The organism is Enterobacter sp. PI-10 (genome assembly GCF_027947695.1).
Taxonomy (GTDB): domain Bacteria; phylum Pseudomonadota; class Gammaproteobacteria; order Enterobacterales; family Enterobacteriaceae; genus Enterobacter; species Enterobacter vonholyi.
This window is the reverse complement of record NZ_JAJNOG010000001.1, coordinates 249,847-276,610: the sequence shown is the minus strand read 5'-3', so window position 1 is coordinate 276,610 and position 26,764 is coordinate 249,847. Positions and strand designations below refer to the sequence as shown.

Genomic DNA, 26,764 nt, shown 5'->3' with positions numbered 1-26,764 from the left:
CTACCCCTGTCTCTTTTTTAGAAGGGGCACGTTTTAACACTTCATGCTGGAGGTAGCAAGGGATTGGGGCATCCCTGCCCCGGATAACGAGATGGAACGCTTAGAATTCGTAGCCAACCGAGACCTTAAAGGTGCGCGGTTCGCCCTGCGTAATATAGGTACCGGAATCGTCCACGCTGGCCCAGTAGTTTTCATTGGTCACGTTGTCGATGCCCGCGCGCACGGTCATCTGGTTTGCATTGTGGTTCACCGCGAAGCGATAGCGCATCCCCAGATCCAGCGTGGTGTAGCTGTCCAGCTTTTTGGTGTTTGCAAGGTCAGCATATTGCGCGCCGGAGTGATTCACGCGGGCGGTGGCAGTCAGGCCGTCAATCGGCTTAATGTCGTACTCTGCGCCCAGCACGGCGTAAAAGTTCGGAATACCGATCGCATCGTTACCCTGATTTACGCCGTTTTTGGTTTTGGTTAGCTCAGCCTGCAGCCAGGTAGCGCTGGCGTTCAGACGCATCCCCAGCATTGGCTCGCCGAAGACGTTCAGCTCCACGCCACGGTTACGCTGTTCAGCGTCAAGGCCGTAGTGACCGCTGTCGTCGAGGATAGCCGACGGCATTTTGATTTCGAACAGCGCAAGCGAGCCGCCTACGCGGCCAAAGTCCGCCTTCACGCCCACTTCATTCTGCTTAGAGTGAACGATACCGGTGCTCTGGCCGTAGTTGGTGGCGGTATTAGGCGCGGTTTTGCCCGGCTGCAGCGCTTCGGTATGGTTGGCATAGAGGGAAAGCGTCTCCCACGGCTTGTAGACCACGCCGTAGGTTGGCATCCAGCGGCTGCCGTCGAAGCCGTCCGCCGCGTTTTCCGCACCGGTAATTTTGTTATACCCGCGAATGACCACCTTCTGGTGGCGGGCGCCTGCGGTGAACAGCAGTTTGTCGTCCAGTACGCCCAGCGTATCGCTCAGCAGCCAGCCCTGTGTGCGCGTGCGTCCGCTGGTCAGCGGGTCGCTGTACTTTCCGCCGGAGCCGTTGAAGTTGCTGCTGTCCGGCATATCGACGCCGGTATTGTGGTAGATGTTGGTGGTCGGGTTATCCTTCGCAGCCGACATTTTCCACGCGATTTTTTCGTTTTTGGTCATCGCCGAATAGCCGACATTGACCTTGTGCGAGATAAAACCGGTATCAAAGTTACCGCGAATGCCCGCCATGCCGCTGACGGAATCGCTGATACGGTTGGTATCAAGGCGGCTGGCCGTTGCCTTGCCGCTTTTATCCACCAGCTTCGGCGCGCTGTAGATCCCTTCCTCGTGCGCGTGCTGCGCGCCCAGGCCGGTGTAGGCGGTCCAGCCGTCGGTGATGTCGTACTCGCTGCGCCACATCCCAAACTCGTTTTCGATGTCGCTGTAGGCCCACTTCTGCGAGAAGTTGCGATCGTTTTTCGGCGGCTCGGGTACGAAATCCACCGCGGAGATATTGACGCTGGTCGGGCTGCCGTGGAAGGTTTTCTTCTGATAGCCGAGATCCAGCGAGGTGCGGAAGCGGTCACCGCTGTAATCCAGGCCGGTAGAGAGCAGCGTGGTGCGGCGGCGGTCATTCGGTATGCCGGTTTCCCCTTCGCGATGGACCAGGTTCACCCGCGCGCCAAACTGGTCGCTGTCGCCGTAGCGACGGCCCGCATCCAGCGTGGTGCCTATCTGGGAATCAGAGGTATAGTCGATGCCCACTTTCGCCTGCGGGAGTTCGCTCGCGTGTTTGGGCTCAAGGTTGATCATCCCGCCCACGCCGGAGCTCGCCGCGCCGTTCATCAGCGAGTTGGCCCCTTTGAAGATCTCGATGCGATCGACCATCTGGGTATCTACTACCTGCCGCGGCAGCACGCCGGACAGACCGCCAAAGGTCATGTCGTCACCGTCAAACTTCAGGCCGCGGATGCGGTAGGTTTCCGCGCTGTTGCCATACCCCTGAACGAACTGCACGCCTGCGTCGTTAGCGACCACGTCAGCAATGGTTTTCGCCTGCTGATCTTCCACCAGCTTTGAGGTGTAGCTGATGATGTTGAACGGCACGTCCATGGCGTTCTGCTGGCCCAGCATTCCCATGCGTCCGCCGTTCGCCACCTGTCCGTCAAGGAAGGCCGGTACCAGCTGGTCGCCACCGGGTTTGAACTCGCTGGCAGGCTTAGCCTGCACGATGAGGGTATCTTCTTTTTGATCGTCAGCCGCGAAGGCGGAATGTGTTATTGCGCCAACGGCGAGCGCCAGCAGCGTTTTGTGTATGTTGGTGTTGTTCATCGTTAACTCATTTGAAAGTGCGCGCAAAAATGACCCGTTGTCGGGCCTTAGAATGTTTTTGCTGAAATGCAAATGAGAACTATACGCATTATAAATGCATTAGCAAGTGTAACCGCGTTCATGAGGAGGTATGGCGAGAAAAGAGGGTGAACAACCACCCCGTTTCGGGGTGGCTGCAATGACGTTATTTTTTCTTGTAGATATTGGCCGTACCGTGAATTTTATTGTTGGTGTTCCCTGAAGTGAGCACCAGGACATCCGCGCCTTTCTTATCGGCTTTCTCAATCAGTTCTTTTTTTGCATCATCCACCGATACTTCATTCGAGGTGTTTACCGTACCGATTTTTTTATATTGAGATGCAACTTTTTTGAACTCGCTTTTAGTGAGTAGCTGTGCAGCAAAAGCATTGGTTGTAAACAGTAACGCCGTTCCCAACAAAATAGCAGTCGTCTTTTTCATAACCTTTTTCCTTGAGATTAATCAGCAACTACGAAAAACCTCACGCATTGCGGTGAGGTTTTATGAGCATGGTAGAGAATCTCAGAGAATGCTATACGTTCGGGAAAAATCTTTTATAACAACCCGTTGCATGAAATTACTAACGAATATTAAGAATATTCGAATACACGCGCGGTGCCAGCAATATCAATGCGTACCGCCGTGCCAGGGTTCCATCCAGGCTGGCTGACGGTCTTCAGGGTCACGGGCTCGTGCTGCCCGGCGAGCCCAAGGGTGAGCGTCGACAGCTGGCCGGTGAAGTCCACATCAAGAATCGAGATTGGGCTTTCATGGGAGGCACATGCCGTCACGCTCAGCTGTTCCGGGCGCAGCATCACTCTGCCCTGCCCTGTAGCCTGCGCGTTGTCCGTGGGCACCTCACCCAGGGCGCACAGGGCGTAGCCCGCGGTGAGCTGCGCAGGCAGGATCAGCGCATCGCCAAGAAACAGCGCCGTCTCTTCGTCAACGGGACGGGTGTAGACGTCATAAGGCGTCCCGACCTGGGTGAAGCGCCCGGAGCGCATGACCGCGACCTGCGTGGCAAAGGACAACGCTTCGTTCTGATCGTGGGTGACCAGAATCGAGGCCACGCCCGCTTCGGCCAGCAGATCGGCCGTGGCTTTACGGGTCATGGCGCGCAGGCCGGTGTCCAGCGCCGAGAAAGGTTCATCCAGCAGCATCAGTGAAGGACGCTGGGCCAGCGCACGGGCAAGCGCCACGCGCTGCTGCTGTCCGCCGGAAATCTCATGGGGCCAGTGCGTTGCGAGCTGCCTGTCCAGAGAGACCATCTCCATCAGCGCCTCAACGCGCTGGCGCTTCTCGTGGCGGGTACCGTCCAGCCCCCAGGCAATGTTGTCTGCCACATTGAGGTGAGGGAAAAGCGCCCCTTCCTGAGGTACAAAACCGATCCGGCGCAGGTGGGCGGGAACAAAGTTGTTTTCATCAAACAGCGTTCTCCCCTGCATGACAATGCGCCCCGTGTCGGGCGTTTCAAAGCCGGCAAGAATACGCAGCAGCGTGGTTTTACCCGACCCGGACGGCCCGACAATCGCCGTCCTGCTCCCCGGCGCAACGCTCAGGTTTAAGCTGTCGAGCACCTGCACATCAGAAAACGATTTAGAAATGGCGGTTAATTCAAGCATGTCATAGCCCTGCAATTTTCTTTGACTGCATATAGAGAATGGCGGTCAGCGGGAGTGAAATCAGGATCATCAGCATCGCGTAAGGGGCGGCGGCAACATAGTCAATTTCACTGGTTAGCGCCCAGAATCCGGTGGAGAGCGTGCGCGTGCCCAGCGGAGAGAGCAGCAGCGTGGCGGTCAACTCGTTGCTGACGCCGAGGAAAACCAGCGCGGCACCCGCCGCCGCACCCGGCGCGGCAAGCCGCATCGTGACGCTCCAGAGCGCCTTCGCGGGCGTGCTGCCCAGGCTGCGCGCCACGTTTTCCAGCTCAACAGGCGCCTGAGCAATCCCCGCCCGCAGGTTGATGAGCGCACGGGGCATAAACATCAGCAGGTAGGCCAGGAACAGGGTAATTTCCGTCTGGTAAATGGGACGGGCGTAATGAATAGTGACGGTGACCAGCGCCAGCGCCGTGACTATGCCCGGCAGCGAACTGGTGATATAGATGCACCCTTCCAGCATCCGGAAGATGCGGTGTGGATAGCGGATACCGAGCCACGCGATGGGGATCACGCACACGGTCGTCAGAAGTGCGCCGCCCACGCCGAGCATCAGCGTCTGGCGCAGGGAGTGCCAGAGATCGGCACTCATCCAGTTTTGCACGCCGCCGAGCCAAATCCAGCGACACAGAACAATTAACGGCACGCCCAGCGCCAGCACGATCAGCACGATGAAAAACAGCTGACCCAGCGCGGCCGCCGCAGGCTTCAGCGGCCAGCGTTTCTGCTCGCGCGCGGCCCCGGCGCCAATTCGCGCGTAGCGGGCTTTTCCACGCGTCACGCCTTCCAGCATTAATATAGCCAGGCAGCACAAGGCCAGCACGCCCGCCAGCATGTTTGCCGCCGGGCCGCTGAAGGTAGACTGAAACTGGTCATAAATTGCCGTGGTGAAGGTATCAAAGCGGATCATCACGTACAGGCCATATTCCGCCAGCAGGTGCAGCGCCACCAGCAGCGCGCCGCCGCAGATAGCCAGCTTGAGCTGGGGCAGCACCACGCGGAAAAAGACCTTCCACGGCGGCGTGCCGAGCGACGCGGCGACATCTTCAAGCGTCGGGTCAAGGCGACGCAGCACCGCCGCAACTGGCATATAGATAAACGGATAGTAGGCAAGTACGGAAAGGAACACGCCCGCAGAGAGCCCGTGCATGGAGGGAACAACGCTCACCCAGGCATAGCTTTGCACAAACGCGGGAATGGCCAGCGGAGCGACCGCCAGCGCGGACCAGATGCCCCGTCCGGCAAGCTGCGTGCGCTCTGTGAGCCAGGCTATCACCACGCCCGTCACGATACACAGCGGAACCGCCAGGGCCGTCAGCCACAGCGTGTTGCCGAGCAGCTCAGCCACACGCGGGCGAAACACCAGCGCCTTAATGGTTTCCCAGCCGGTCTCAATGCCAATGGCAATGATAAAACCCAAAGGCAGAAGCGCCATTAATGAAAACAACACAGCTAACGCAACCATCGGCAGTGCAGGACGCCTGCGGACAGGCTCCTGCACTCTGTTTTTTCCGATGTCGAGACTCAGACCAGACATAAGACGTTCACTTCACTCTCAGGATCACAGCAGACCGGCTTGCGTCATCAGCTCGATAACTTTTTTACTGTTGAGCGTTGAAGGTTCAACTTTCGGTGCATCAAGATCTTTCAGCGGAACCAGTTTCGGGTTGGAGGCCGCGTTCACGCCCACTGCATACTCAAAGGCGTTGTTGGTACGCAGACTTTCCTGACCTTCTTTGCCGGTAATGTACTTGATGAAGGCCTGCGCCTGCGCTTTGTGTTTGCTGGACGCCAGCACGCCACCGCCGGAAAGGCTTACGAACGCGCCCGGATCCTGGTGTTTGAAGTAGTAGAGCTGAGTGTTTTTGCTGTTTTCACCGGTTTTGGACTGGTCGACAAAGCGGTAGTAGTGATAAATCACGCCGCCATCAATCTGGCCGGCATTGACTGCCTTCATCACGGTGCTGTTGCCTTTATAGGCAACGAAATTGGCTTTCATCGCTTTAAGCCATTCCAGGGTGGCCTTCTCGCCCTTCAGGGCCAGCATCGCGCTCACGATGGCCTGGAAATCCGCGCCTGAAGGAGATGCCGCCCAGCGGCCTTTCCACTCGGGTTTCGCCAGATCCATCAGCGACTTAGGCAGCTGCTGTTCGCTGAGTTTTGCCGGGTTATAGACGAATACCGTGCTGCGGGCGGCAATGCCGATCCAGCGGCCGTGCGCAGGACGATATTCCGCCGGTACCTGCTTCAGGGTGTCTGCATCCAGCGGCGCAAACAGGTTTGCATTATCCACCAGCACCATGGACGGCGAGTTCTCCGTCAGGAATACGTCCGCCGGCGACGCGCTGCCCTCCTGCACCAGCTGGTTACCCAGCTCGCTGTCATCACCATTACGTAGCGTGACTTTAATACCGGTTTCTTTAGTAAAACCGTCAACCCAAGACTTCACCAGGTTTTCGTGCTGCGCGTTATAAACAACGATACCTTCGTTGTTATCGGCGGCAACCGATTGTGTGGAAAGGAAAAGGGAGGAAGACAACAAGGCAAGCGAGAAGCAGGACAGCAGGCGAGAATTCATGAACATATCCTTAATAGACCAACGGGAGTAACCACTCATAGCTTTGTGGGACAGGATTAAAGCATACAACAACGCTAATGATAATTAGTATCAATCGAGTTTAGTCGTAAAAGTGTAAAATTTCTTTTTAGCAGATTTTAGAATGATAAAAATCCAAATTTTAATGAGAGATAATTATTAGATTAAGAAAACCTTAAGCCTGCCTGTAATGAATTAATTAGCCTTCTATTTATTATGACGCGAAGGTAAATCTGTTATTCATGCGCCCGGCAGATATAAAAGCCCCGATATTGCGGGGCTTTGTATGCTTATCCGGAGGTAGCTAAATTTATAAGACTACTAATTTAAAAAGCATCACATAACCGCATGAGGGGCATACACAGGATAGGTGAAGAACAATAAATGCACGCCGTTCAGCCCAAAATGGAATAACGTTGCAACCCAGAGCCTGCCGCTCCACATCCACGCCAGGCCGTAAATAATGCCGGAGAGGCTGGCAAAAATAATCAGCAGTAAACCGCCGCTATAATGCATCAGCCCAAAGATGACTGAGGCAATCAACAGCGCGACAACAGGATGAACGATCCGGGACAAGCGCTGCTGCAGGTAGCCTCTGAACAGGGCTTCCTCGGCCAAAGAGACGAAGAAAATATTCGCAAGGGCAAATTGCGCGAACCATTCTGGCGCATGTGGCTCAATTCTCAGCCCGCCCAACGCCACAGCCAGAAGTAACAGAGCGGGTACCGCAAGTACCAATATTCCCCAGCCGAGCTTGCCAATTTTATAGAGGGGTTTTGCTACGAACAACGTTGGCATGCACGTAATTAAAAAAAACGGCACCACCGCCTTGTCCATATTAAAGTACATACTGAACGGTTTGCTTTGCGGACCAACGACGACAGCATCCAGCACCTTTGGGTTATGAAAACCCGGGATCACATGCAAAACCAGGGCAACGGCGATGACCACGCACAGGCCTTCGACCAGATATGTGTATTTATTATTTTTATTACGTAGCCATTCAACAACAGACCAGCCAACAACGATTGATGCAATAACCAGCAGCGCCGGGGCGTCAAGAATACTCTGTTTCCAGCCGAGAAATGCCGTTAATCCCAGCATCAGGTAAGCCAGGCTTTTATTAAGAGAGAGTGCGGCAAGCGAAGTTGCGAGTAGATACCACATAAATGTCCTTCATGACCGGTAAATTTTAGGGGTGATGTCCCAAATATGTCCCACAATGGAAATCAGGAGGATGTGAAGGAGGCGTAACTCTATGAAATTAAATGGCGCCCTGTAGGATTGAAACCAAGCGTGCAATTTTATGATTTTAAATATAAAAACAAGCTAAATGAATGAGACGTACCCCCAATAATACCCCCAAATGCAAACGAGCAAAGCTATACCAGAAACATTCGCACTTTCAGTAGTGTGTTTCCTGTCCAACCAACGTCATTTGCGTTGACGTGGAACGGCAGGTTTTTGTCTCTCAACCCAGGCATCTACTTCTAACCGATTATACATTATCGGACTGTTATCCTTAGGCTGACAATCGCCTGAATAGTGTCGATACTCTCTTCCCTCCATCCATGATTTTTCCCGTGCAGATCTGATAGCGTTCTTTGTGAGGCCCGTGATTGCCATCAGTAAAGACTCTGTAACCCATTTATTAGGCTCGATTCGAACTGTTTGATATTCCATAACCTACACACAATTTTTAACGAGGAGGATGACAGTTGAACATATATTTGATGGACCTAAAAGAGGTTTGCCGCACCAGTGGGTTCAAAAAAACGACTATTTACAAGTGGATGAACGCGGGTGAGTTCCCAAACTCTATCAAGATAGGTAGTTCCGTAAGGTGGGTATCAACAGAAGTGGAAGCATGGATCACTGAAAAAGTTCGAGCATCTATGAAGGATAAGTAGCGTGTAAAGTTAATTTTTAACTTCGCACATTTTCAACAAGTCCACGACTAAAGGAAATAAATGCATGATGCCAAAAGCTCGCACTAACCTTTCTGATGATTCATTCATTGACCTCAAATACATAACTAACGATTCGGGGTTCACAGCAAAATACTTTTACTCAATTATAAAGCGGGGAGAATTTCCTGCTCCGGTAAAGCTTGGAAGAAGTTCGAGATGGTTACTTAGAGAATATTCTGAATGGAAAGCCAGTCACATTGTGAAAAGGGACACCAAAATGCATTTGAAGTAAAATGCAACTCGGTAGCTTGGCATGAACACTGAGCAACCAGCCGCCGCCCATTCTTGCATAAGATGGGTGGCGGTTTTATTTATGAACCTGGGATTTGATTATCTGCTTCAATTTCCTGTTTACGATGCCGATTCCAGATGCTGCTCGCCGGCATATCAAGACGAACATCAATCCAGCTGTTAGCCGGTACGTCGATTGGCTCCCCTTTTGTTTTTACAATCTCACCTTCATCACCCAGCATGTACTTGCGTTTAAACAGGCGAATTGTCAGCTCGCCGTTATCGGTTTGCTCAGCTTCAACAATGCCAAGTTCTCCCATACCGCCGGGGTCCATGGGCGGCAGGAGCTGCCAGCCTTCAGATGCCAGGCCTTCAGAACCAGTGAGGATATATACGCCGATATCAGTTCGGGAAATGCTGATCCCTTCCGCCTCGACGTTAGCTGTACCGCAACCGCACCATAAAAAACCATCATCAGCAATATCGCTTCGCTGGTTTTCCTCTTGAGATTTAACAATCCGTGCAACCGGCGAGGCTGCTTTTAGTGTTCCATCGCTGGCCTTAGTGGTGTTCGCAGTAGAATAGTATTCTGCCCAGGCGCTGCCGCCAGTAGATGTGTTGATATTACGAGCAAAAAACCTGACCGGGCCAGCAAGTGGGGAGTATAACTCTACCTGGTAGTTACCGGAGCTCATTCTGATGCATCCGCCACCGTAACCTGGAGTTGGAGCATCTTGTTGACCCGTATAAAAACCCGTTGGCTGCGAATATGAGTACGCAGCTAAATTGCTACCCAAGCCAAAAGCAGCGCCTGCCAGTAAAACTTGCCCTGACGCCGTACCAGTATCCTTCGTTGCCGCAGTTCCTAAACCGAGGTTTTGGCGAGCACCTGATGCAGTGGTCGAGCCGGTACCACCCTGTGCTATAGATAGCGCTGTCGTGAGTCCGCTGATCGATGTAATGTCGCTGTTTGCACCTTTTTCCGCTTTGCCTAAAAGCGATGTTGTAATGTTATTTAGCGATGTGGTAACGCCATCCAGTGATGTGGTAAAGCTATTCCAGGCTGGGCCCGTCCATGTTGTTCCATCTGGCAGGGTTACCGTTACATTGCCGGTTCCAGAAAAAATGCGTTGCCAATTCTGTTTGTCGTAATTCAGTCCACGCAGCGCTTCAGCACTTTGCGCCACCAGCGCGGCCGTTACCATGTTCAGCGCCACGCGGGGAATCGCTGACCATGCCGCACCGGCTTGAGTAGGCCCGGTAAAGTTGCTGACCAGCGTAAGTTGCGCATTACTCTCTACCGATTTTACGGGCAATGTATACGACACACCGCCCACAGTAGAGACAATAAAGTCACCAGCAGCAAGTTCGGTTGAGAATGAAGTTCCGGAACCGCCAACAATAGCGGAACCGTTTGTCAGGGTAATAGTGCCTGCTGACATAATAGACTCCCGAATTCTGATAATAAAAAACCCGCCAGAGCGGGTTGTCAGTAAATTGCATCAATAATGGGGATGGAGAGACTTGTCAGGCGTCGCCCTACAACACTGTACTGTGATGTCCATGAAGCGGCATTTCTTCCCCTCCCGGCACGCACCAGATTGCCGCTGCGGATCAGGCCCGCCCATTTGATGTAGTCCCAGCCGGTGTAGACCTCGCTGTTATAGCCATAGCGGCCAAGCAAAATCATGCCCTCGCCAATATCGGTATTTGACCATGATGGTGTATAGGTCTGGTTCCGGTACACAAATGGCCTGCGCGTGGTGGAGAACACGCAAACACCGCCTTTGATAATATTCAGTCCCCTTCCTAGTGTCGGACTTACGCCACTGGCAAAAATCGCGATCTGCATGGTTACGGTCGCGGCCTGATCGAGACCAGAATGATCTACCGTCGCAAGAATGTTTAAACCGTCAAACTCGATGGTGACGTTATCTGCGCTCCATTTCGCAAACACCAAATATCGATCACGTGAGATATTTGTCGTCGGCGTCGCCCAGCTCCCGGTGAAAGTGATGGTGCCGCGCCAGACGCAGTAGCCCGACATTGTGGCGTCAGTGATTGAGAGGAAATCCGTGCTGTCCTGAATCAGCAATCCCCTACCGGACGAGGCCGGGAGTATTTGCCAGATAGACGCGTCAAAAGTTTTTGCGCGCCCCCAGTTATCACTCCACCAGGTATTCATGGTGATGGTGTTATCTGATACGGTAAATCCATCCAGCATGCCGATCGTGGGAATGAGGTTTGTACCCCTGTTAAGTTTGTAAACGGTATTACGCGGGATAACGACGATCTGGCTGCCATCCACGCGCTGATTAATCGTATACTGGTTAACATCCCATGCTTCGCTGACGTTCTGGCAAAACGAAGGGCAGCGAAGCCCGGCAGTTATTTCCATTGCCGGGCCGCCATCGGCGTAGGTAATACGTAATCCTTTTGGCATAGTTACCACTCTCCAAGAACAATCAGGTTACCGCCGCCGAGATCAATTTTTACGCCCTTCCCGTCAATGGTGACGCCATTACCGTTCCCGGTGAACGCGAAATTACCGCTGGCGGCATACAGCGCGCCGTGCAGCTCACAGTTCCCGCCTTTATCAATGTTCCAGCCTGCGCCGCCGGGACCAGCGACATAGTTTGTTGATCGGATGTAATTCCCAATCTTCGCGTTAGTAATGCTGCCGTCCTGAATAAAGGCATCACGGATGAACACCTGACCGTTATAGACAAAAAATGCAGCCTGGTAATTTCCCGGATCGCTTCCCGAGTAGATACCAAACTGATCGGCAGCAAAGACCACTGTAGATTTGTAGGAACCGCCGGATGGCTCAATCGACATGCCAAAACCAGTGTTGTATTTAACGCCATTACGAACGATCCCAAGGTTCAGCGTATACGATGCCTTTGCGGTTCCATCACTGTTCACCTCTGCCGTCATTTTCTGGTTAACCGCGGCGGTTAAATCCCCGACCTGCGCCTGAACGTACTCTGACAAATCAGCAAGAGCGTGATCCACTTCAGCCACTGTCGTTTTAACAACCAGAACATCAGCGCGCACTTCGCCTAACTGCTGGTACTGATGTTCAACCGTACCGTGATTAGCCAGGGCATTCTGCATGGCAGCTTCAAGATTGGTGTCCACACCTTCCGAGATATTTTTAAAGGCATCAGAATCCCGAACAGAATCATCAATGATGTCGATGAGTTCACCGGTATCTGTCTGGCAAAGCGCGGCCACCTCGACGAAGGCAGACGCACCAAACGCGTTGATGGTTCTGATATACCAGTAATAGGTATGCCCGTTTTTCAGGTTGTGACTGGTCCATGTCGTACCCATACCCGCGCGCGTGGCTCCGGCCTCCACTGTCGCCGTATCAGCGCTGGCAAGCGGCTGCTCACCTGACGTCCAGAAATCAAACTGGGTGGAGACGTTTGTCACAGCTGCGAGGCGGGGAATGAGCATCACAGCAAAAAACGCCTGCTCTACCGTAACACCCGACGGCGGAGGCGGCGCCTCAATACTGAATTCAAGATATGCCTCAGGTGATGATGCCCCCATCTGATTAACGGCGGTGACGTGGGCTGTATAGGTATCCTGCAGCAGGCCGGTTAATCGCGTGAAGGAGCCGGGAACCTGGGCTGTGAGCACCGCCTGGCCATTCCTGCGAATGACAACCTGGTTATAGACAAACTGCCCGATGTTCTGCCAGGAGAGAACGCCTTGCACCACCTGACCAATTTCCTCTACGGTGTACTTCAGATTCTGAGGCTGAGCCACCCCACCAGATGGAAGCTGGGTAAACGGTGGGCGATCGATGGGTTTACCGATGGCGTCTCCCCACACGTCAGCAGTTTCCTGCTTCAGTGTGATCTGCACGCCGTTCTGCACGCCAAATTTCCAGTCGGTCACGCGCATCTCAACGTTAACGATCCCAAGCGAGGGAAAATTAACTTTTACATACATACCGGGGCGGTAGCGGTAGCCACTGAGGTTCAGCGTGAGATTCATTGTGCGGGAAATGCGGGTCCGCTTGAGCTTGATGTCTGCCAGGCGCTGGGCCTGAAATTCAGACGTAACGAAACGCAGCTTAAGATCCTGCGATATCTCCACGCCGTCTTCGGTTACCCACTCGCTCACAGATACTGATGGAAAATCGGCTTCAGAATAGGTCTGTTTAGGATCGACAAACGTACCGCTGATGGTGTTAACGCGCTCTGACTGTGACACCTCAGGCATGATCTCGATATCACCAGCCAGCTGACTCTCGGTAATAACTTCGGTTGCGGGACCGTAATACGCGCCAACGAGGATGCCATGTTTACCGGCGATGTAGGTTGGCTCTGCTGCGCCAGCTGTCAGCATCGCCTCAAGAATGCTCGCTTTATTTTCGCTGAGGTCAAATTCCCCGTTCAGCGTGTAACGCTTTTCCGTCGTGCCGTCGCCGTTAGTCACCAGCTCGTCGCAGATGTTGGCCGCCTCCTGAAACTGATCCCAGTTAATATCAGCATCAGCGACTTTCAGGTAACTCCGGTAATAGTCCAGCACACACAGCGCCAGATTGTTGCTGTACTCCGTGCGACCGGTGCGCGGGTCGTATACTTTACGGCCCGTCTTCTCAACCTTCACGTTCGGGATGCCGGACGGGAATTTCTCAGCATTGTATTTCAAAGACAGACGCAGCCAGGAAATCCCCTTGCCGATCATGTCATCTTTCCACGACGGGCAATTTGCCAGCATAAACGGATCCGCTGCCTGGCGGTCTATATGCACTTCATACGTGGCGCTCTCGCCATAGGAGCCGATATCATCATCGCCCAGGTAAATGGTACCCGTGCCTGAAATTGGGTGCCCCGCGAGGGTAATGGCAAGGTGAACCCATTCACCATCAGTCTGCTCGCCAGACTGTTCTTCAGCGAAAAACAGAGTGCCTGCAGATACGGTCCTGCCATAAACAACCGTTTTAGGGCTGGCAGCCGCGCGCAGCACCTGCTTACGCTCTGCAGTATCCCGGTAAGACCCCAGTGATGGCTTCTTCGTCATCATCTGTGTGGCGACCTGAGCGGCAATGGTGATTGCCATTGCGATAGCGTAGGCTCCATTGGCTGCCGCGGCGCCAGCGGCTACCGTCGCGATGATAGGGATTGCAGCAGGCATCAGCGAACCCTCCACGTACTCAGGGGCTTAATCCGAAGGCAAACCAGCCCCGCTTCTCCCGGCACCCACACTGCACCACCGTAAATTACCCCGGCGCATCGGGTACCCGCGTTTTCCACTACAGCGATATCTCCGCGCTGAGCCATCTTCACCGGCACTTCATCGAGGTATTTAGCCAGCACCTTTTCAAGTGAGCCGCCGCCGCGCAGCAGCGCCTTTTTTGCGCCCGTTTCGCTGTCGTAGGTCCCGCGCCAGCCATCGGCGAAATTATCCCCGGTCATCGCTTCCGCACAATCTGCCGCAAACAGGCAGCAGTCATGTTCGCCCCATAAAAAAGGCCGCTTTTCAGCGGCCCTTATCACGGCGATTAATCTGTTATGCCAGTCTGGATGCTTCATGCTTCCTCACGAATAGGTAAACCCTGGCGCATCTTTTTTGCTGCCCCAGTAAATTGAACGTTCTGCCATCTGCGCGACGTAACGAAATATGCGGTCGCCTGGCTGAGTGGACTGGTGTGACTCGTCGGTATAGCGGTCCGGGAACGGTCGCTGCCAGTCCTCAAAAATATTACTGACGGTGTACTGCAGGGCATTCGTTTCACCCGCCGTTGCTCCGGTGCCGGAAACCCGCCCCTTAAAAATAAGGTCGGCCACCTGAACAATGCCGTTATCATCCATAGCCACCAGATACAGTTCTGCAGGCCTTCCCACACAGCGCTCATTGAGCGTTTTGGCAAACAGCGACATATCCAGCCCGGATAGCGTCATCCTGAGCTGTGTCGGGCTTGTTGTGTTGGTTTCGCCTACATCGTCGATGGCGCCCATCGTACCCATGCCGTAATAGACATAACCTCCCAACACCAGCGTGCCGGTACCGGAATGAACGTAGGCGGTACCGGACTCAAACTGGACATTGGCCGCCAGCACGGCGGTAACCCTGTCGCGGGATAGGCAGTCCACCATCGAATCAGAAAACGGGGAATACAGCATCAGAAAGCCTCCTCAAACTCCAGCGTATAGCTGGTAAAAACGCCAGGCACGCGATTACCAGCCCCCTGCTGGTTATCCTTCAGCTTGAAAATGCCGTATGGCTTAGCGACTTCGATTTTTCCGTTAGCAGGGGGAGAGGCACGCAACATAGGCGCAAAGGGAATAACGGCAGTTCCTGCAGCAGTGCTGGTCACATCGGCGGTGACCATCTTCAGCTCGTCATTAACGGTAAAGTAATCACCGGTGCGCAGTACCAGTGTACCTGGTGTCCAGCCCTTACTGCCGAGCTGCGTACCGGTCTGGTTCGCGTCAGAAACCACCGGATTTCCGGCTGGCGTCCTGCCCCCTCTCCCCCAGTCTCTGATCTTCACCCTGCCATATTCACCATCCAGATCGGCCACCAGCGCATCGATGCGCCGGGATTTATCATCTGTAAGGTTGCTAAACGTCAGGGAGCAGATCCAGCGGGTGCCGGGGAAACGGACGGTCTGTGATGCACCATTAAACGGGGAACGAAATGTTTTTGTGTTACTTTCCGGCCGCCACGTCAGCGACGCCGGACATACATCTTCAGGCCATTCAAGCACAGACATAGTCACTCCTTATTTAAACGCCAAGCATCCTCCTGGCCTGACCGTTGGTCTGAAAATCACTCAGCATGTCCTGACGCGCTTTTTTAGCACCATCGGCAGCTCCCTGACGCGCAGCCTCCTGCATGGCACGATTAAGCGCGGCGTCACCGTTACCAGAAACATTGATATGCTGGGTGATATGGATTTCACCACCTCCCCCACCAGCAGCTGTAGTGCCGACCATCCTGACGCCAAGAGTGCCATTCGATGTTCTGGTTAGTGGCATCACAGCCTCGGGGCCAGCTTCACCCATCAATCCATCGCCTTTGGCAAATTTGAACATCGTCGGGCTGGAAATGATCGAATTACTGAAATGGCTAAGATTTGGGGAATCAAAGACGCCGCCTTTGGCAAACTTCAGTCCGCTGGCCGCGCCGGAATATGCGCCTGATGGTGTACTTCCTGCAGAGGTTGCATCACCCCCACCAAAAAGACCACCAAGAGAACCGAACAGTCCCCCGCCTCCTGCAGACTTCAACGAATTTACCAACATTGCGTTGAGGATAATTTTTTGCATAGAAGCCAGTACCGATTTCGACCAATCCTCCCAGTCAACTTTATTGCCTGATAAAGCATCGGAAATATTTCCGATAAGACCTGTCATTGAGTTGTTCACAAGGTCTGCTGTCTGCGAGGAATAATCAGAAGCGGTATCAAGCCAGTTTTTAAATCCCTTCTCGGCGCCTGCAGTCCAGTCAGCCTCAGAAGCAGCGATTGCTTTATATTTTTTGTCCAGCGCATCGAGAGCCGCCGCACGCTGTGCGATTGCTTCGGTACCGCCGTCAGTTTTGGCGAAAACACGGTCAATCTGCTGCGTTTCATCGAACCGGCTGCGCTGGCGATCGCTCATTCCTCTGGTTTCAGTTGTCAGCGTTGCCTCGTCCCTGAACTTCCTGGCCGCTTCAGTTAAATCCTTCAGGGCATCAGCCTGTTCGCGCTGCTTGCGCACGTTCTCATCAGCTTTTTGAGTCCACTTCGCCAGTTCTGTAGACGATGCCTGAATAGCCCTGCGCTGCTCATCCGTCCATTTAGTGCCGGCCTGGTGTGAAGCCGCATAAAGGTCGGAGGATTTTTCTCCCTCCGTTGCCCGCACGCGCTGCACGTCGATAGCCACGCTCAGATCGGCCATTTTCCGCGAATACTGTTCGGCGGTGCTGGCCGCTTCGCGCTCGGCTTTACTCTGCGCATTTGAGGCAGCGGTGGAGGTTTTTTTTGCCTCCGCAGCTGCTGCATCCTTTTTGGCTGCCTGATCCTTGTTGTAGATGTACTGGGTGTAAAGCGCCCCCGTCAGCTTCAGGTCTTCTGCTTCATAGACGTGCTGCTGATGGAGCTTCTCTAAACCGCTTAGGCTGGCCAGCTCGTTATCTCGGCGTGAGCGCTCCAGTGCCGTTTGCTGCTGAGGTGTTGCGTTCGCCATTGAAACGACGGGCCCGGCAAATTGAGGCGGCTTGGCACCAGCGGTCGCTGACATTGAGCGGTTAAGCAGGTCATACGCACCTTTCAGGATTGAAACGGCACCAGCCTGCTCAATAGCCTTTTGTGTTGCCTTATCGCTGGCATCGTTAACCAGCTTCTGCGTTTGCTCAACCTTTGACGCTGCCTGTTCCCTCTGGTACTCCAGCTGGTTCAGCTTGTCGGTAAGTTCAACGTTTTTGGCCGTGATATCGGCCTGATCCATGAAGGTATTGATCTGAGTCAGCGTCGGGTGACGGTTGTAGTCCTGCTGGATTTGGTCAACCGCCTTCAGGCTGTCTTTCACTTTCGCAATTTGTGAATCGAGAGCGGCCAGGTCCTGCATTTGTGCCTGTAACGATGTACGGGCATCGGCAGCAGTAGAGCGCAGCCCCAGCACCGACATCTGCTGCAGCTTACCGTTTATTTCATCCAGATTATTGGCAAAGCCAACCGCCTCCTTGTGCACCTGCTGGGTGTGCTGATACAAACCATACATCGCCGCACCGGCACCGATAATAACTCCAGGCCATCCACCGAGAATACCCAGCACCCCACTACCCAGCCGTGACATGACCGAGGCTGTATTGGTGAGGTTGTTAACTGCAGAGGCCCTGCCAGCAAGCGCCGTATTCAGTGATGCCTGAGCTGCATCAAGATTACGCTCAGCGACAATCTGAGCCTCAATACTCGTCGCCGCTGCGCGTGCCTGTTGAGCGCGGTAAACAGCCTGGCGACCAGCAGCAACGCTAACCTGTGCACCGCGAACCTGCGCCTGCGCCAGTGCGACTTCGGCAGCTGTATTAGCGAGGACAGCCCGTGTGGACTCTCCAACACTGCCGACCATATTCCCAAAATAACGGGCCAGCCCAACACCAACCAGAATGCCTGCGGTGTTAGCCACATCATCTATGTTATTTGCCAGCCCATCCAGCACGCCGGAAAGCGCGAAGGATGCATCAACGGCATCGTTCGCACCGCCCACCCACGCGAGAAAGGCGTTTTGTACTTTCTGTGCAGATCCGCTGATTGATGCCGGGAGAGTGTCGAACTCTTTGCGCAGAATCTCGACGTTGGTCAGCAACGGGACGATCTTATCTGTAGTCAACTCGCCATTGTTGGCCATATTACGCAAACCGCCAACAGTGGTACCCAGGCCATCAGCCAGCAGTTTTACCAGCCTTCCCCCGTTCTCCATGATGGAGTTGAATTCCTCACCACGCAAAACACCAGACGCTAACGCCTGGCTGAGCTGAGTGATAACGGAGCTGGCTTCTTCTGTACTGGCACCTGATAACTTCAGGGATGTAGCAACAGTTTCGGTTACTTTCGCTACTTCTGCGGAAGCGTAACCTGCTGAGCGCATGGACTGCGCAATACGGCTATATAGATTAGAGTTGGCAGTAAGCGATGTACCGGTGCGCTGGCTGATATCCATCAGGGTGCGCTGTGCTGCAGCAAAATCTTCTGTCGATGTGGACGCCAGCCGCAAGCGCCCATTCATTTGGTTCCAGGTATCGGCAAACTGAACCAGCTGATGTGTGGCAAATGCACCAGCCCACGCCCCGGCAAGTCCGGCCGCAGAAGATCGCACGGTTGCAAGTTGAGAATTAAGTTCAGCCAAAGACCGCTTCGTTTCACGCGTGGCCGCTGCAGCTTTTTTCCCGCCCTGCTCCATAGTGCGGTAGTAATCCGTTCCCATGCGGGACGCTCTGGCGATCTCAGACTGGAAAGAAGTTGAATTCGCCGAAATTTTGATGATTAGCTCGCGCAGCGTTGCCATATTTCACCCATAAAAAAGCCCGCAGCCGCGGGCATTAAAGACTGGACATCCATTCTTCAAGTTCAGAGACTTCAGCGCCTTCTTCCTGCTCACCCCATTTCAGCATCACGTCAGGAATGGTGAATTTCCCGCCCTGAGAGTTCAGCATTGCAACGGAGATCTGCGCCGCCTGAGCATCGGCGCGCCAGTCACCAATCGGACTGATGCGGTCGAACTCGATCCACATTTTGAGCTCGCTGGCGGTCATGGTCTGGCGCAGTTCGTGGAGAGTACGCCCCAACCGGAGCGCCAGCGACATCAGGAAGAAGGTCAGCGGCTGCTTTACGGCTTTCCCGCTTCTTCCTGGCTCATGCCGAGGTTGAGGGCCTGAGCCAGCAGGCGGGAGTGCACTGGACCATAAATTTTAGATACCTGCTCCTGATCCTCATCGCTGAATACTCGCTCGCCGTTTTCATCCAGCAGAACGTCAATAAACAGAACCACATCAGCCTCTTTGTTACGCAGAAACTTTTCCGCCTCCGTCAGCGTCGGTGCCTCTTCGCCCTCGGCGAGCTGGGGATTAACGATCTCCCGGAATTTCACCCAGGCATCGCCAGAGGGTTCACGCAGCGTTACCTTTGCGCCATCCCATTCAGGGACCGTGATACCTTCTTTGGTGCGATAGGCTTTCGATGCTGTAAGCGCCACGTTGCGTAATGAATTCTGTGATGTTTTTTGCGGCATTTCATTTTTCTCTTGTTACATGATCGGAGGGATAAAAAAAGCGGCCGAAGCCGCTCAGGAACCAGACGCGTAGATGCGTTTCGGTTTGCCGCGTACACGCAGAGAATAGGTAGCGCCAACAACGGAAGATGTTGCGGCAGACCATGAGCTCTGGCGTACCTCCACCAGCACGTTGAAACCATTGCCAGACGGAAATACCACACGCAGCGCACGCAGTTCGTCATTTTCGTAAGCGGTCTGCAGTGCCTCCTGCGCTGCTTCATCGCCAACCCAGTTACGGGTAATGCTCATTTCAGCAGGCGCGGCGAGGCCGTTGGTTTGCTCCTGTTCAGTTGAGCACAGCGTGGTTACGTCGATATCCCCTTTCTGCCCGCCGGTGAAGGTGATCTCCTTTGTTGCACAGGCTGCTTCCAGCCAGGTAACACCAGCCCCCGGGAAACCTGAGGCGTTAAAATCCTCGGCGGTTACGGGTGCGTCGGAGACGGCAAAGGTCATCCCCTTTGTGACTTCATACTTACTGGTCATGGTTTCTCCAGTTAAAAAAAAGACCGCCGGAGCGGTCTGTTATGGTGGGTAAAGTTAAACGGTTACCTGAAATTCGAGCGTCGCCCGGTGATAGCGCAGATCAGACTCATAGCCCGGCGTTTTCACAATGCTTTCCGGCTTCAGCACCTGCAGTGCATCAAGCGCCATATTCCTGATCGTGCGCGCTTCAGCGATGGTGCTGGAATAGACATCAACCTGCACAGAAACGGCAGATTCAGCCTGACCGCAAAGAACGTCTGCGGCCACGTCGGTAATAATCGAGAAAATTACCCAGGGTGGAGAGACTGAAGGCTTCCCGTCACTGCCGAGCGGCGCAACGTAGGGATAAACCTGCCCTCCGGCCAGCGGCGCCAGCAGAGGATAGAGATCGTCTTCCGTCATTTGCTTAATGCCTCGTCAATGGCCTGGTTCATGCGCCTGATTGCGACCTCCGTCGCCTGCTCCTGGCGTACATCGAACGCGGGACGAATGAAAGGGTGCGGCGGCATGTTAACGGTACCCATTTCGACGAATCGCCAGTAAAAGGCGTTTCTCGGGTTATTCGCCTTCATCGTGTTATCGCTGTTCCCGGTGCGCGGGTTAACACCACGAATGTGGACACCGGAAGAAATTTCCCCGCGGCGGCGGCTTTTTTGGGTCACCACCACCACGTTTTTTTTCAGTTTCCCGGTACGCACCGGAGCGCGGGCGATCACTTCTTCCTTAAGCACTTCGGCGCCAGCGCGAGTGGCATCACGCAGAACCTTGTTGTTTTCAGCGCGGCTAAGCGCCTCCAGATCCTTTGCGATGTCATTTAACCCGGAAAAATCGAGGCTCGTCTCAATCATTTTTCAGTTCCCGTTTTGCAAAGAATTTCCAGGCGAGTGCCGGTCGCATTTGCTACAGGAGGACCGATGATATTTAGCACCTGACCTTTATATGGGCCGCTGAGCACTTCCAGACGAGAAGAGGCGTTCAGCTCTGACCTGAAGCGCATCCAGACGCGAATGGTTGCCTGCGCCGTTTCCGCGCCGCCTGAAAGCTGCTCTCTGCCGCTGATCCCCTTTACCTCAGCCGGGATCGGGTTGCCACCAGTCCACGATTCAACCGGCTGACCAGATGGATCGCGCGAAGTCGTGAAGGTGAGAATTTTTACCCGGTGCCTGAATCGTCCTGGTTCCATCAGGAGCCCTCCTCAGGTTCAGATTTACCGCGCCAGTTGCGATGGATGAACATCATGCGTTCTGCTGCAGCGTTCTCATATAGCTGTACTTCGCTTTGCGCGGTGCGGTGTTCAAACATGTCAGCAAAGACAAGGAGAACGGCGCCCTTAACGCCTGCAGGAATATCAGCTGCAACTTTCCATGCTGGTTCATCACACCAGCGTATGCAGTAGTCAAAAGCTGCCTGAGCGTACAGGGTGATCAGCTCGTCCCTGTCGTCTTCCTCAAATTCAATCTGCTGCTTAAACAGGGGGAGGCCAATTACATCCAGAACATCTATCGCCATACGTTAAAAGGGCGGGTCACCCCGCCCCCTCCATCATGAGCCAGAAGAGAAACTGCCCTTGATGATTGCCGTCGGGCGATAGTGCGCCAGCGCCAGGCGCTCTTCACACAGGATGGTCAGCATGTTTTTCACGAAGTTATCGCGGTCTTCACGGCTGACTTCCACGGTGGCATCCATGCGATCCCACACCTGTGAGGCCATATCAAAACCGCCCACCGTAAAGGTGCCGGCGGCCTGCGCCTTAGTCGGAACCACTGGCAGGCCCCACATGATGTTGCTGGTAAACGCCTGAGGACCACCGAAGATATAGCGGCCTTCGTTGTCTTTCAGCAGCGCAATGTTGTGCCAGTCGCGCGGGTTCAGGACGATACCGGAAGCGCTAAACTCAGATTCGGTCACCTGATAAATGGCGTGAGCGATAATGTCAGCGCGGGTGTCTCCGGCGGCATTCAGCGAGGTATCGTAGGCGGTTGCCACTTTGTTCAGACCTTCCAGGTTATCCCCGGTGCCGTCGCCGTTCAGCAGCTGGCCTTCTTCCTTCAGTGCCAGACCGTACATGAGGCGGTTGTTAACGTAGGACTGCAGCATTGGCGCATCGTCCATCACCTGACGTGATGCCTGCACCCAGTGCGCGATGGTCTTTACGTTCGCGGTCTGTTTGCTGAAGGTGATATCCGATTCAGGTTTCAGCGCTTTCTCGGCCACCACATCGGCGTTATTGGTAAACACCTCTTCACGGACGTATTCCAGGGAGTTACTGGAAATGCGGCCCTGCGCCAGCAGATCACGAATGGTCAGACGGCGCAGGCCCGGCATGATGATGCCTGGAACCTGCATCGGCTGGATCAGGCTGCCTGCAGAATCGGAATCACTGCCCAGCGACTTGTTAAAGGTTTTCGCGTCGAAGCTGCCTTTGCTTCCGTTCCAGGACTTCTGCAGTTCTTCCGCAGCGCGTTCGGAGAAGGATTTCTTCTCACCCGGATTTTCGGCACCGGAGGCCAGTTTCTGCTCAAGATCGAAGAGGCGAATTCCGGATTTGGTCAGTTCTTCCTGTACTTTCGCAAGGTCGGACTGCAGCTGCTTAGAAACCTGGCCAGTGCTTTCGATTTCTGCTTTCTGCGCATCGAAAAGCTGGGACATTTTCTGCTGTGACTCTTCGATGGCTTTTTGAATGAGAGCGAGTTCAGACATAATTAATTACCTAAATTAGAAGGGAAAGATTTGATGCTCTGAAGCAGAGCGTTGATTTGTGCTTCGTTTCCGTCGCCCTCGGACTCGCTCCGAATCGCTGACTTAAACCGGGCTATTAACCCAACTGCCTGTGATTTGGTGAGCCCGACTGAATCCCTCAGCCAGTTCTCCACATCACGGATCGTTTCAATACCGTCGACACTTTTCATGGCTGCAATGCCAGCCTGTTCATTGGCGGGGAAAGTGCAGACGCTGATTTCGCGCAGAGCCTGGATATTCTTAAAAATGCGGCCTGAGGGAATGATGGTGTAATCGTCTTTCGCAACGGAAAAGCCAACCGACATCCCCTCAACCGTACCGTGCTGCATTGCCGCTTTCAGGTCGGTGGCGCCGCTGTGCCCTGGCGTAAGTTGACCGCGCACATACAGGCCTTTTTCGTCTTCAGCCAGGCTGTCCCATTTACCAACCGGCAGCTCCCACGTCTTGTGGTTGAAAAACATCGCGACTTTGCGGGTCTGGTTCGCCAGTGCGTTTTTAAACGCCCCGGGCAGAATGATGTCGCCATCGGAATCGGTGTTATTAAAAACAGAGGCATAGCCTTCAAAAATCCCCTGTTTACCGTCACCGGTGAATTTGATTTCTGTCTCGTCGAAGGACAGCGTTTTTACGATTTCAGGCATCACGGCCCCCATAAAATTAAGCCCCGTTATTTCGGGGCTCTTTGTTGGTTCCTAAGTCGGTAATCGGCACATACTGCGCCTGTCGCATCGCCACATCGCCACCAGGCAATGGCGGCATATTGTCCGTTCGGCGCATTTCGTTGATGGTACGGAGTCCAGACTCTCCCATTGCCTTCATGAACGCGGCACGGGAGGCAGAATCGCCCCTCAGCAGACCATCAAGATTGTGCTCAGCATGTAGGCGGCCAACGTCATTAGACGGGATCAGCCATCGCTGAATGCTGTTTTCCCACCGGGAGATATAGGGCTGCAGCGTGTACTGCAGGAAGCCGAGATTCTGTTGCTCGATACCCGATCCCCAGCTCGTTGACTTCTCAACATCGCCGACAAGGTGAGGCGGTACGCCAAAGAACCGCGCCAGCTCGCTAACCTGGAATTTTCGGGAGGCCATCATTTCGGCATCCTGTGGCGTTACGCCAATTGCCGATGTGGAAAAGCCCGCTTCCAGAATCCAGAGGCGTTTTTTTACCGGGCCGCCGGCGATCTCTTTGAAGTTCTCTTCAACCTGCGAGCGCTGCTGTTCAGTCAGCACCTTTTCGCCGGTTGAAAGGATTTGCGGAGACTTGGCGCCATTGGCAAAGAAATCGCGCTGCTGGTCCTCCATCGCAACTGCCACACCTGCCGATTTACAGGCAAAAGCAATAGGTGAAAGGCCGACCAGCCCGGTGAATCCGAAGCCTTTAAGGTGAAAAATCTCTCTTTGGGAAAAGTTGGCGTATTCGCTGTCGCGTTGATAGCGATAAACCACTTTTTTACCGACAAGTTTCACATCCATATTGGCAGACTGAAGCGGGAGAAGGCTGATCACATCACCCGCGCTGTTGCGGTCAACCAGTGCATAAGCGTTACCGTAGAAACAAAGCTGCATTGTCATGGCCTCCCTGAATTCCTGGGCGGTCATGTACTGATTCGGTGAGTAGCGCAGCAACCGCGCCAGCGGATTGCTCAAATCCACTTTTTTGCGGTTGTCATTCTGATCTGTTTCGAAGACATCGAGTGGTAAACATGCCGTAAGCGTTGAAATCAGGCTCACGCAACGCCACACCGTAGAAATTTGCAATATCCGTTCATCGTTAATGGATGAATCGCCTAGGTGTCCGTGGGCCGAAACGGGCCCCGTCTGTGAGCCCTGATTTGGGGTGACTAAACGCCCGCCGACAAACCAGGACTGCAGCCTTGCCCACCAGCCATTATTGGTTCGCAGGTCAATCGTGTATTTAGGTTCTTCCATCACATGCTCAGCGGTCGGAAAATGAAGTCATCGAAGTCACCACCCTGTTCGGTAACTTCCCCATTAGCAGCACCAACGGACATTGTCATTGCGACCATGCCATCAATACGGCCCGTTGCTTTGGATTTATCGAGCTTGCGGTTGCCAGCAGCATCTTTCACCACTACCGCATTCACAGCACACATCGTTAATACGGGGTGCATGCCATGCCTCACACGCCCGTTAAGCATCAGAGACTCCAGCGTGTCTACAGCTGGCCCCATATCCTTAAAGCCCTGGCCGAACTCGACCAGAGGGAGGTTCAGCCCAATGGCATCGGCATCCTTCCTGAACTGGTCAATGCGCCAGCGGTCAAAAGCCATCGAGGTAAGGTCGAAATCACCGATAATTTCAGCGATATCCGCAACGACGAATGAGTAATCCACCGAAGCGCCTGGCGTGGTGCGCAGCAGCCCCTCTCTCACCCAAACGTCATAGGGTGCGCGGTCCGTTTTGGTTCTCTCTTCAAGAGTCTTTTGCGGTGTCCAGAAGAAGGGGAAAACATCCCAGACACCATCATCTGCTTCACCAGCTATAACCAGCGCCGTTAAGTCGTTCCTGGCTGACAGATCCAGCCCCGCGTACCACTTCCTCGGCGTGTTAATAGGCATCTCTCCGCAAAGCTCCCACACACTGCGGGAGATGAACGGCGATACGGTAGACACTCGCTGATTGAGGTTGAGGTTTCGGAAGGTATTTTCGAAGCTTGGCATTCGGCCAGCTTTCTCAGCCTGGCGCGCCATGTCTTTTTCTGACCTGAATGTTCCCAGCGCCGGGTTCGCAGCCAGCCAGGACTCACGTTTACTGATATCAGCGTCCTTTGGCGCTTCATAAACGTGGCACACGATGTGCGGATCTTTCGATTTGACCGCATCATCAATCCAGATGCTCAGCAGGTCAGCATCGTTTGCTGCCTGCGTACTGATAACAATCAGCAGCGGGTTTTCATGGGCACCCTGCGCGGTAGTTATTGCATCGATAAAATCATCCTGCGGCCCCCTAACCTGCCCGGTTTCATCGAGAATGGCCAGAATGGGGGAAAGGCCGTGCGTCGTCTTACCTTCTGCGGATAAAGCCTTGTATTCGACGTTACACGGCAGGCCGATCAGCTTTTTGCCGCTTGGTGTTATGTGCACTATCTCCTGCAGACTGGGGCTCAGGTTAACCATCTTCACTGCGAGGTTAAAAACGATGGCCGCCTGTTCCCGGCTAAGTGCACCGCTGACAATTTGCGTGTTCTGCACCGCTTCTGGCCCCACCAGGTGAGCCAGCAGGATTCCGGCGATTAAGCCTGTCTTCCCATTTTTTCGTGCGATGCTAAGGATCGCCATATCCGTTCCGGCTGGATTGTCGTAAACCGCCAGGATGAATTCTTTCTGAAAGGGGTCCAGCCTCATTGGCTGGCCGATAAGCTTGCCTTCCGGCACGATGCAATAGCGCTCGATGAACGCTATTACACGCTCACCTCGCGTCATAGTCTTTTATCCGTGCTTGGGAAAGGCGATCAGGTTGTCGTCCTGGTCCTGATGCTCGCTTTTCGTGTTTCGTGCATCACGATCATTCTTATTGCGTTTCTTCTGGTCGCGGCTTTCGCCGTTGGTTGCGTGGGAATGGATCTGCAGGTCACGGCGCTGAGCCAGGATGGTTCGCTGCAGTTCAACAATTTGCTTACGGAGGTCTTTGATTAGCCCTTCGTCTCGCGCCTCTCCGCGAACGCGTTCTTCTTTGCGTAAATCCTTGCGTAAAACGGTGATATAGAGCTGGTTATTTGCCAGTTCTACAGCGGCCAGAAGGTCGGCTGGCGTCCAGCTGTCCAGAGCTTTCGATCTGATATTGTCATGCCAGAATGGTTCGGCTTTTTTTTCCAAACCTGCATGGGACGGAGGATCGATGGTGTCCACTGCTGCATTTTTCATGGCCTGAACCGCTGCCGCCGAACTGTCGGAACGGGTTCGTTTATCTGCCATATGTCAACACCTTAAAACTAAAAAAATCGGGTTAGCGTTAAAATCAAACTTTGGCGGCGGTCATTTGG

The 26,764-nt window shown here is 53.9% G+C and carries 27 protein-coding genes; 1 reads left to right on the top strand and 26 read right to left on the bottom strand.

The features are described 5' to 3' along the window. Positions 1–100 precede the first annotated feature (100 nt). The 7 genes from LRM19_RS01375 to xisR form a co-directional block, all read right to left on the bottom strand. Complete coding sequence (locus LRM19_RS01375; protein ID WP_271367016.1) at positions 101–2,284, bottom strand: TonB-dependent receptor; 2,184 nt, start codon at positions 2,282–2,284, stop codon at positions 101–103. 184 nt (positions 2,285–2,468) lie between these two features. Next, positions 2,469–2,744, bottom strand: coding sequence for a DUF1471 family periplasmic protein YahO (gene yahO, locus LRM19_RS01370; RefSeq protein WP_023310654.1), 276 nt, complete (start codon positions 2,742–2,744; stop codon positions 2,469–2,471). 149 nt (positions 2,745–2,893) lie between these two features. Next, positions 2,894–3,925 (bottom strand): ABC transporter ATP-binding protein, encoded by a 1,032-nt coding sequence (locus tag LRM19_RS01365; protein WP_271367014.1) that lies wholly within the window; start codon positions 3,923–3,925, stop codon positions 2,894–2,896. Position 3,926: 1 nt separating this feature from the next. Beyond that, positions 3,927–5,501, bottom strand: a complete 1,575-nt coding sequence (locus LRM19_RS01360) for an ABC transporter permease (protein ID WP_271367013.1) — start codon at positions 5,499–5,501, stop codon at positions 3,927–3,929. A 24-nt stretch (positions 5,502–5,525) separates the two neighbouring features. After that, positions 5,526–6,542 (bottom strand): iron ABC transporter substrate-binding protein, encoded by a 1,017-nt coding sequence (locus tag LRM19_RS01355; protein WP_047748646.1) that lies wholly within the window; start codon positions 6,540–6,542, stop codon positions 5,526–5,528. Positions 6,543–6,896: 354 nt separating this feature from the next. Next, positions 6,897–7,727 carry a CPBP family intramembrane glutamic endopeptidase gene (locus LRM19_RS01350; RefSeq protein ID WP_271367011.1) on the bottom strand — a complete coding sequence of 277 codons (831 nt, stop codon included), beginning with the start codon at positions 7,725–7,727 and terminating at the stop codon, positions 6,897–6,899. A gap of 267 nt (positions 7,728–7,994) precedes the next feature. After that, positions 7,995–8,243, bottom strand: coding sequence for an excisionase family protein (xisR, locus tag LRM19_RS01345; RefSeq protein ID WP_061715832.1), 249 nt, complete (start codon positions 8,241–8,243; stop codon positions 7,995–7,997). Positions 8,244–8,293: 50 nt separating this feature from the next. Between xisR and LRM19_RS01340 the strand changes: the two genes are divergently transcribed. Then, positions 8,294–8,470, top strand: a complete 177-nt coding sequence (locus LRM19_RS01340; RefSeq protein WP_271367677.1) for a helix-turn-helix transcriptional regulator — start codon at positions 8,294–8,296, stop codon at positions 8,468–8,470. Positions 8,471–8,841: 371 nt separating this feature from the next. Here LRM19_RS01340 and LRM19_RS01330 read toward each other — a convergent pair whose 3' ends face one another. The 19 genes from LRM19_RS01330 to LRM19_RS01240 are packed head-to-tail and all read right to left on the bottom strand — an operon-like array spanning position 8,842 to position 26,696. After that, positions 8,842–10,203 (bottom strand): phage tail fiber protein, encoded by a 1,362-nt coding sequence (locus LRM19_RS01330; RefSeq protein WP_271367009.1) that lies wholly within the window; start codon positions 10,201–10,203, stop codon positions 8,842–8,844. A gap of 47 nt (positions 10,204–10,250) precedes the next feature. Continuing rightward, entirely contained in the window at positions 10,251–11,204 is a 954-nt protein-coding gene (locus tag LRM19_RS01325) for a DUF6453 family protein (RefSeq protein ID WP_271367008.1), read from the bottom strand. 2 nt (positions 11,205–11,206) lie between these two features. Beyond that, positions 11,207–13,915 carry a phage tail tip fiber protein gene (locus LRM19_RS01320; protein WP_271367006.1) on the bottom strand — a complete coding sequence of 903 codons (2,709 nt, stop codon included), beginning with the start codon at positions 13,913–13,915 and terminating at the stop codon, positions 11,207–11,209. Continuing rightward, positions 13,915–14,313 (bottom strand): DUF6950 family protein, encoded by a 399-nt coding sequence (locus LRM19_RS01315; protein WP_271367005.1) that lies wholly within the window; start codon positions 14,311–14,313, stop codon positions 13,915–13,917. The genes LRM19_RS01320 and LRM19_RS01315 overlap by 1 nt, the downstream gene beginning before the upstream one ends. 6 nt (positions 14,314–14,319) lie before the next feature. Next, positions 14,320–14,904, bottom strand: coding sequence for a hypothetical protein (locus tag LRM19_RS01310; RefSeq protein WP_271367003.1), 585 nt, complete (start codon positions 14,902–14,904; stop codon positions 14,320–14,322). Next, complete coding sequence (locus LRM19_RS01305) at positions 14,904–15,497, bottom strand: hypothetical protein (RefSeq protein ID WP_271367002.1); 594 nt, start codon at positions 15,495–15,497, stop codon at positions 14,904–14,906. Before LRM19_RS01305 ends, LRM19_RS01310 begins: the two co-directional genes overlap by 1 nt. Before the next feature lie 13 nt (positions 15,498–15,510). Continuing rightward, complete coding sequence (locus LRM19_RS01300; RefSeq protein ID WP_271367001.1) at positions 15,511–18,771, bottom strand: phage tail tape measure protein; 3,261 nt, start codon at positions 18,769–18,771, stop codon at positions 15,511–15,513. Positions 18,772–18,805: 34 nt separating this feature from the next. After that, positions 18,806–19,069, bottom strand: a complete 264-nt coding sequence (locus tag LRM19_RS01295; protein WP_000050396.1) for a phage tail assembly protein T — start codon at positions 19,067–19,069, stop codon at positions 18,806–18,808. A gap of 23 nt (positions 19,070–19,092) precedes the next feature. After that, complete coding sequence (locus LRM19_RS01290) at positions 19,093–19,494, bottom strand: phage tail assembly chaperone (protein WP_001135721.1); 402 nt, start codon at positions 19,492–19,494, stop codon at positions 19,093–19,095. 54 nt (positions 19,495–19,548) lie between these two features. Beyond that, positions 19,549–20,019, bottom strand: coding sequence for a phage tail tube protein (locus LRM19_RS01285; RefSeq protein WP_271366999.1), 471 nt, complete (start codon positions 20,017–20,019; stop codon positions 19,549–19,551). A 54-nt stretch (positions 20,020–20,073) separates the two neighbouring features. Then, complete coding sequence (gene gp17 / locus LRM19_RS01280) at positions 20,074–20,421, bottom strand: tail completion protein gp17 (RefSeq protein ID WP_271366997.1); 348 nt, start codon at positions 20,419–20,421, stop codon at positions 20,074–20,076. Next, complete coding sequence (locus tag LRM19_RS01275; RefSeq protein WP_016063565.1) at positions 20,418–20,867, bottom strand: HK97-gp10 family putative phage morphogenesis protein; 450 nt, start codon at positions 20,865–20,867, stop codon at positions 20,418–20,420. Before LRM19_RS01275 ends, gp17 begins: the two co-directional genes overlap by 4 nt. Further along, entirely contained in the window at positions 20,864–21,202 is a 339-nt protein-coding gene (locus LRM19_RS01270; protein ID WP_271366994.1) for a phage head closure protein, read from the bottom strand. Before LRM19_RS01270 ends, LRM19_RS01275 begins: the two co-directional genes overlap by 4 nt. Beyond that, positions 21,202–21,528, bottom strand: coding sequence for a head-tail connector protein (locus LRM19_RS01265; RefSeq protein WP_271366993.1), 327 nt, complete (start codon positions 21,526–21,528; stop codon positions 21,202–21,204). Before LRM19_RS01265 ends, LRM19_RS01270 begins: the two co-directional genes overlap by 1 nt. 33 nt (positions 21,529–21,561) lie before the next feature. Next, positions 21,562–22,719 (bottom strand): phage major capsid protein, encoded by a 1,158-nt coding sequence (locus tag LRM19_RS01260; protein ID WP_271366991.1) that lies wholly within the window; start codon positions 22,717–22,719, stop codon positions 21,562–21,564. A 2-nt stretch (positions 22,720–22,721) separates the two neighbouring features. Further along, positions 22,722–23,399: an HK97 family phage prohead protease gene (locus LRM19_RS01255; RefSeq protein WP_271366990.1), complete on the bottom strand. Its 678-nt coding sequence runs from the start codon at positions 23,397–23,399 to the stop codon at positions 22,722–22,724. A gap of 16 nt (positions 23,400–23,415) precedes the next feature. Beyond that, on the bottom strand, positions 23,416–24,690 hold the full coding sequence (locus tag LRM19_RS01250) for a phage portal protein (protein ID WP_271366989.1): 1,275 nt from the start codon (positions 24,688–24,690) through the stop codon (positions 23,416–23,418). Further along, positions 24,690–26,204, bottom strand: a complete 1,515-nt coding sequence (locus LRM19_RS01245) for a terminase large subunit (RefSeq protein ID WP_271366988.1) — start codon at positions 26,202–26,204, stop codon at positions 24,690–24,692. Before LRM19_RS01245 ends, LRM19_RS01250 begins: the two co-directional genes overlap by 1 nt. A 6-nt stretch (positions 26,205–26,210) precedes the next feature. Then, positions 26,211–26,696, bottom strand: coding sequence for a terminase (locus LRM19_RS01240; protein WP_271366987.1), 486 nt, complete (start codon positions 26,694–26,696; stop codon positions 26,211–26,213). Between the last annotated feature and the right edge of the window lie 68 nt (positions 26,697–26,764).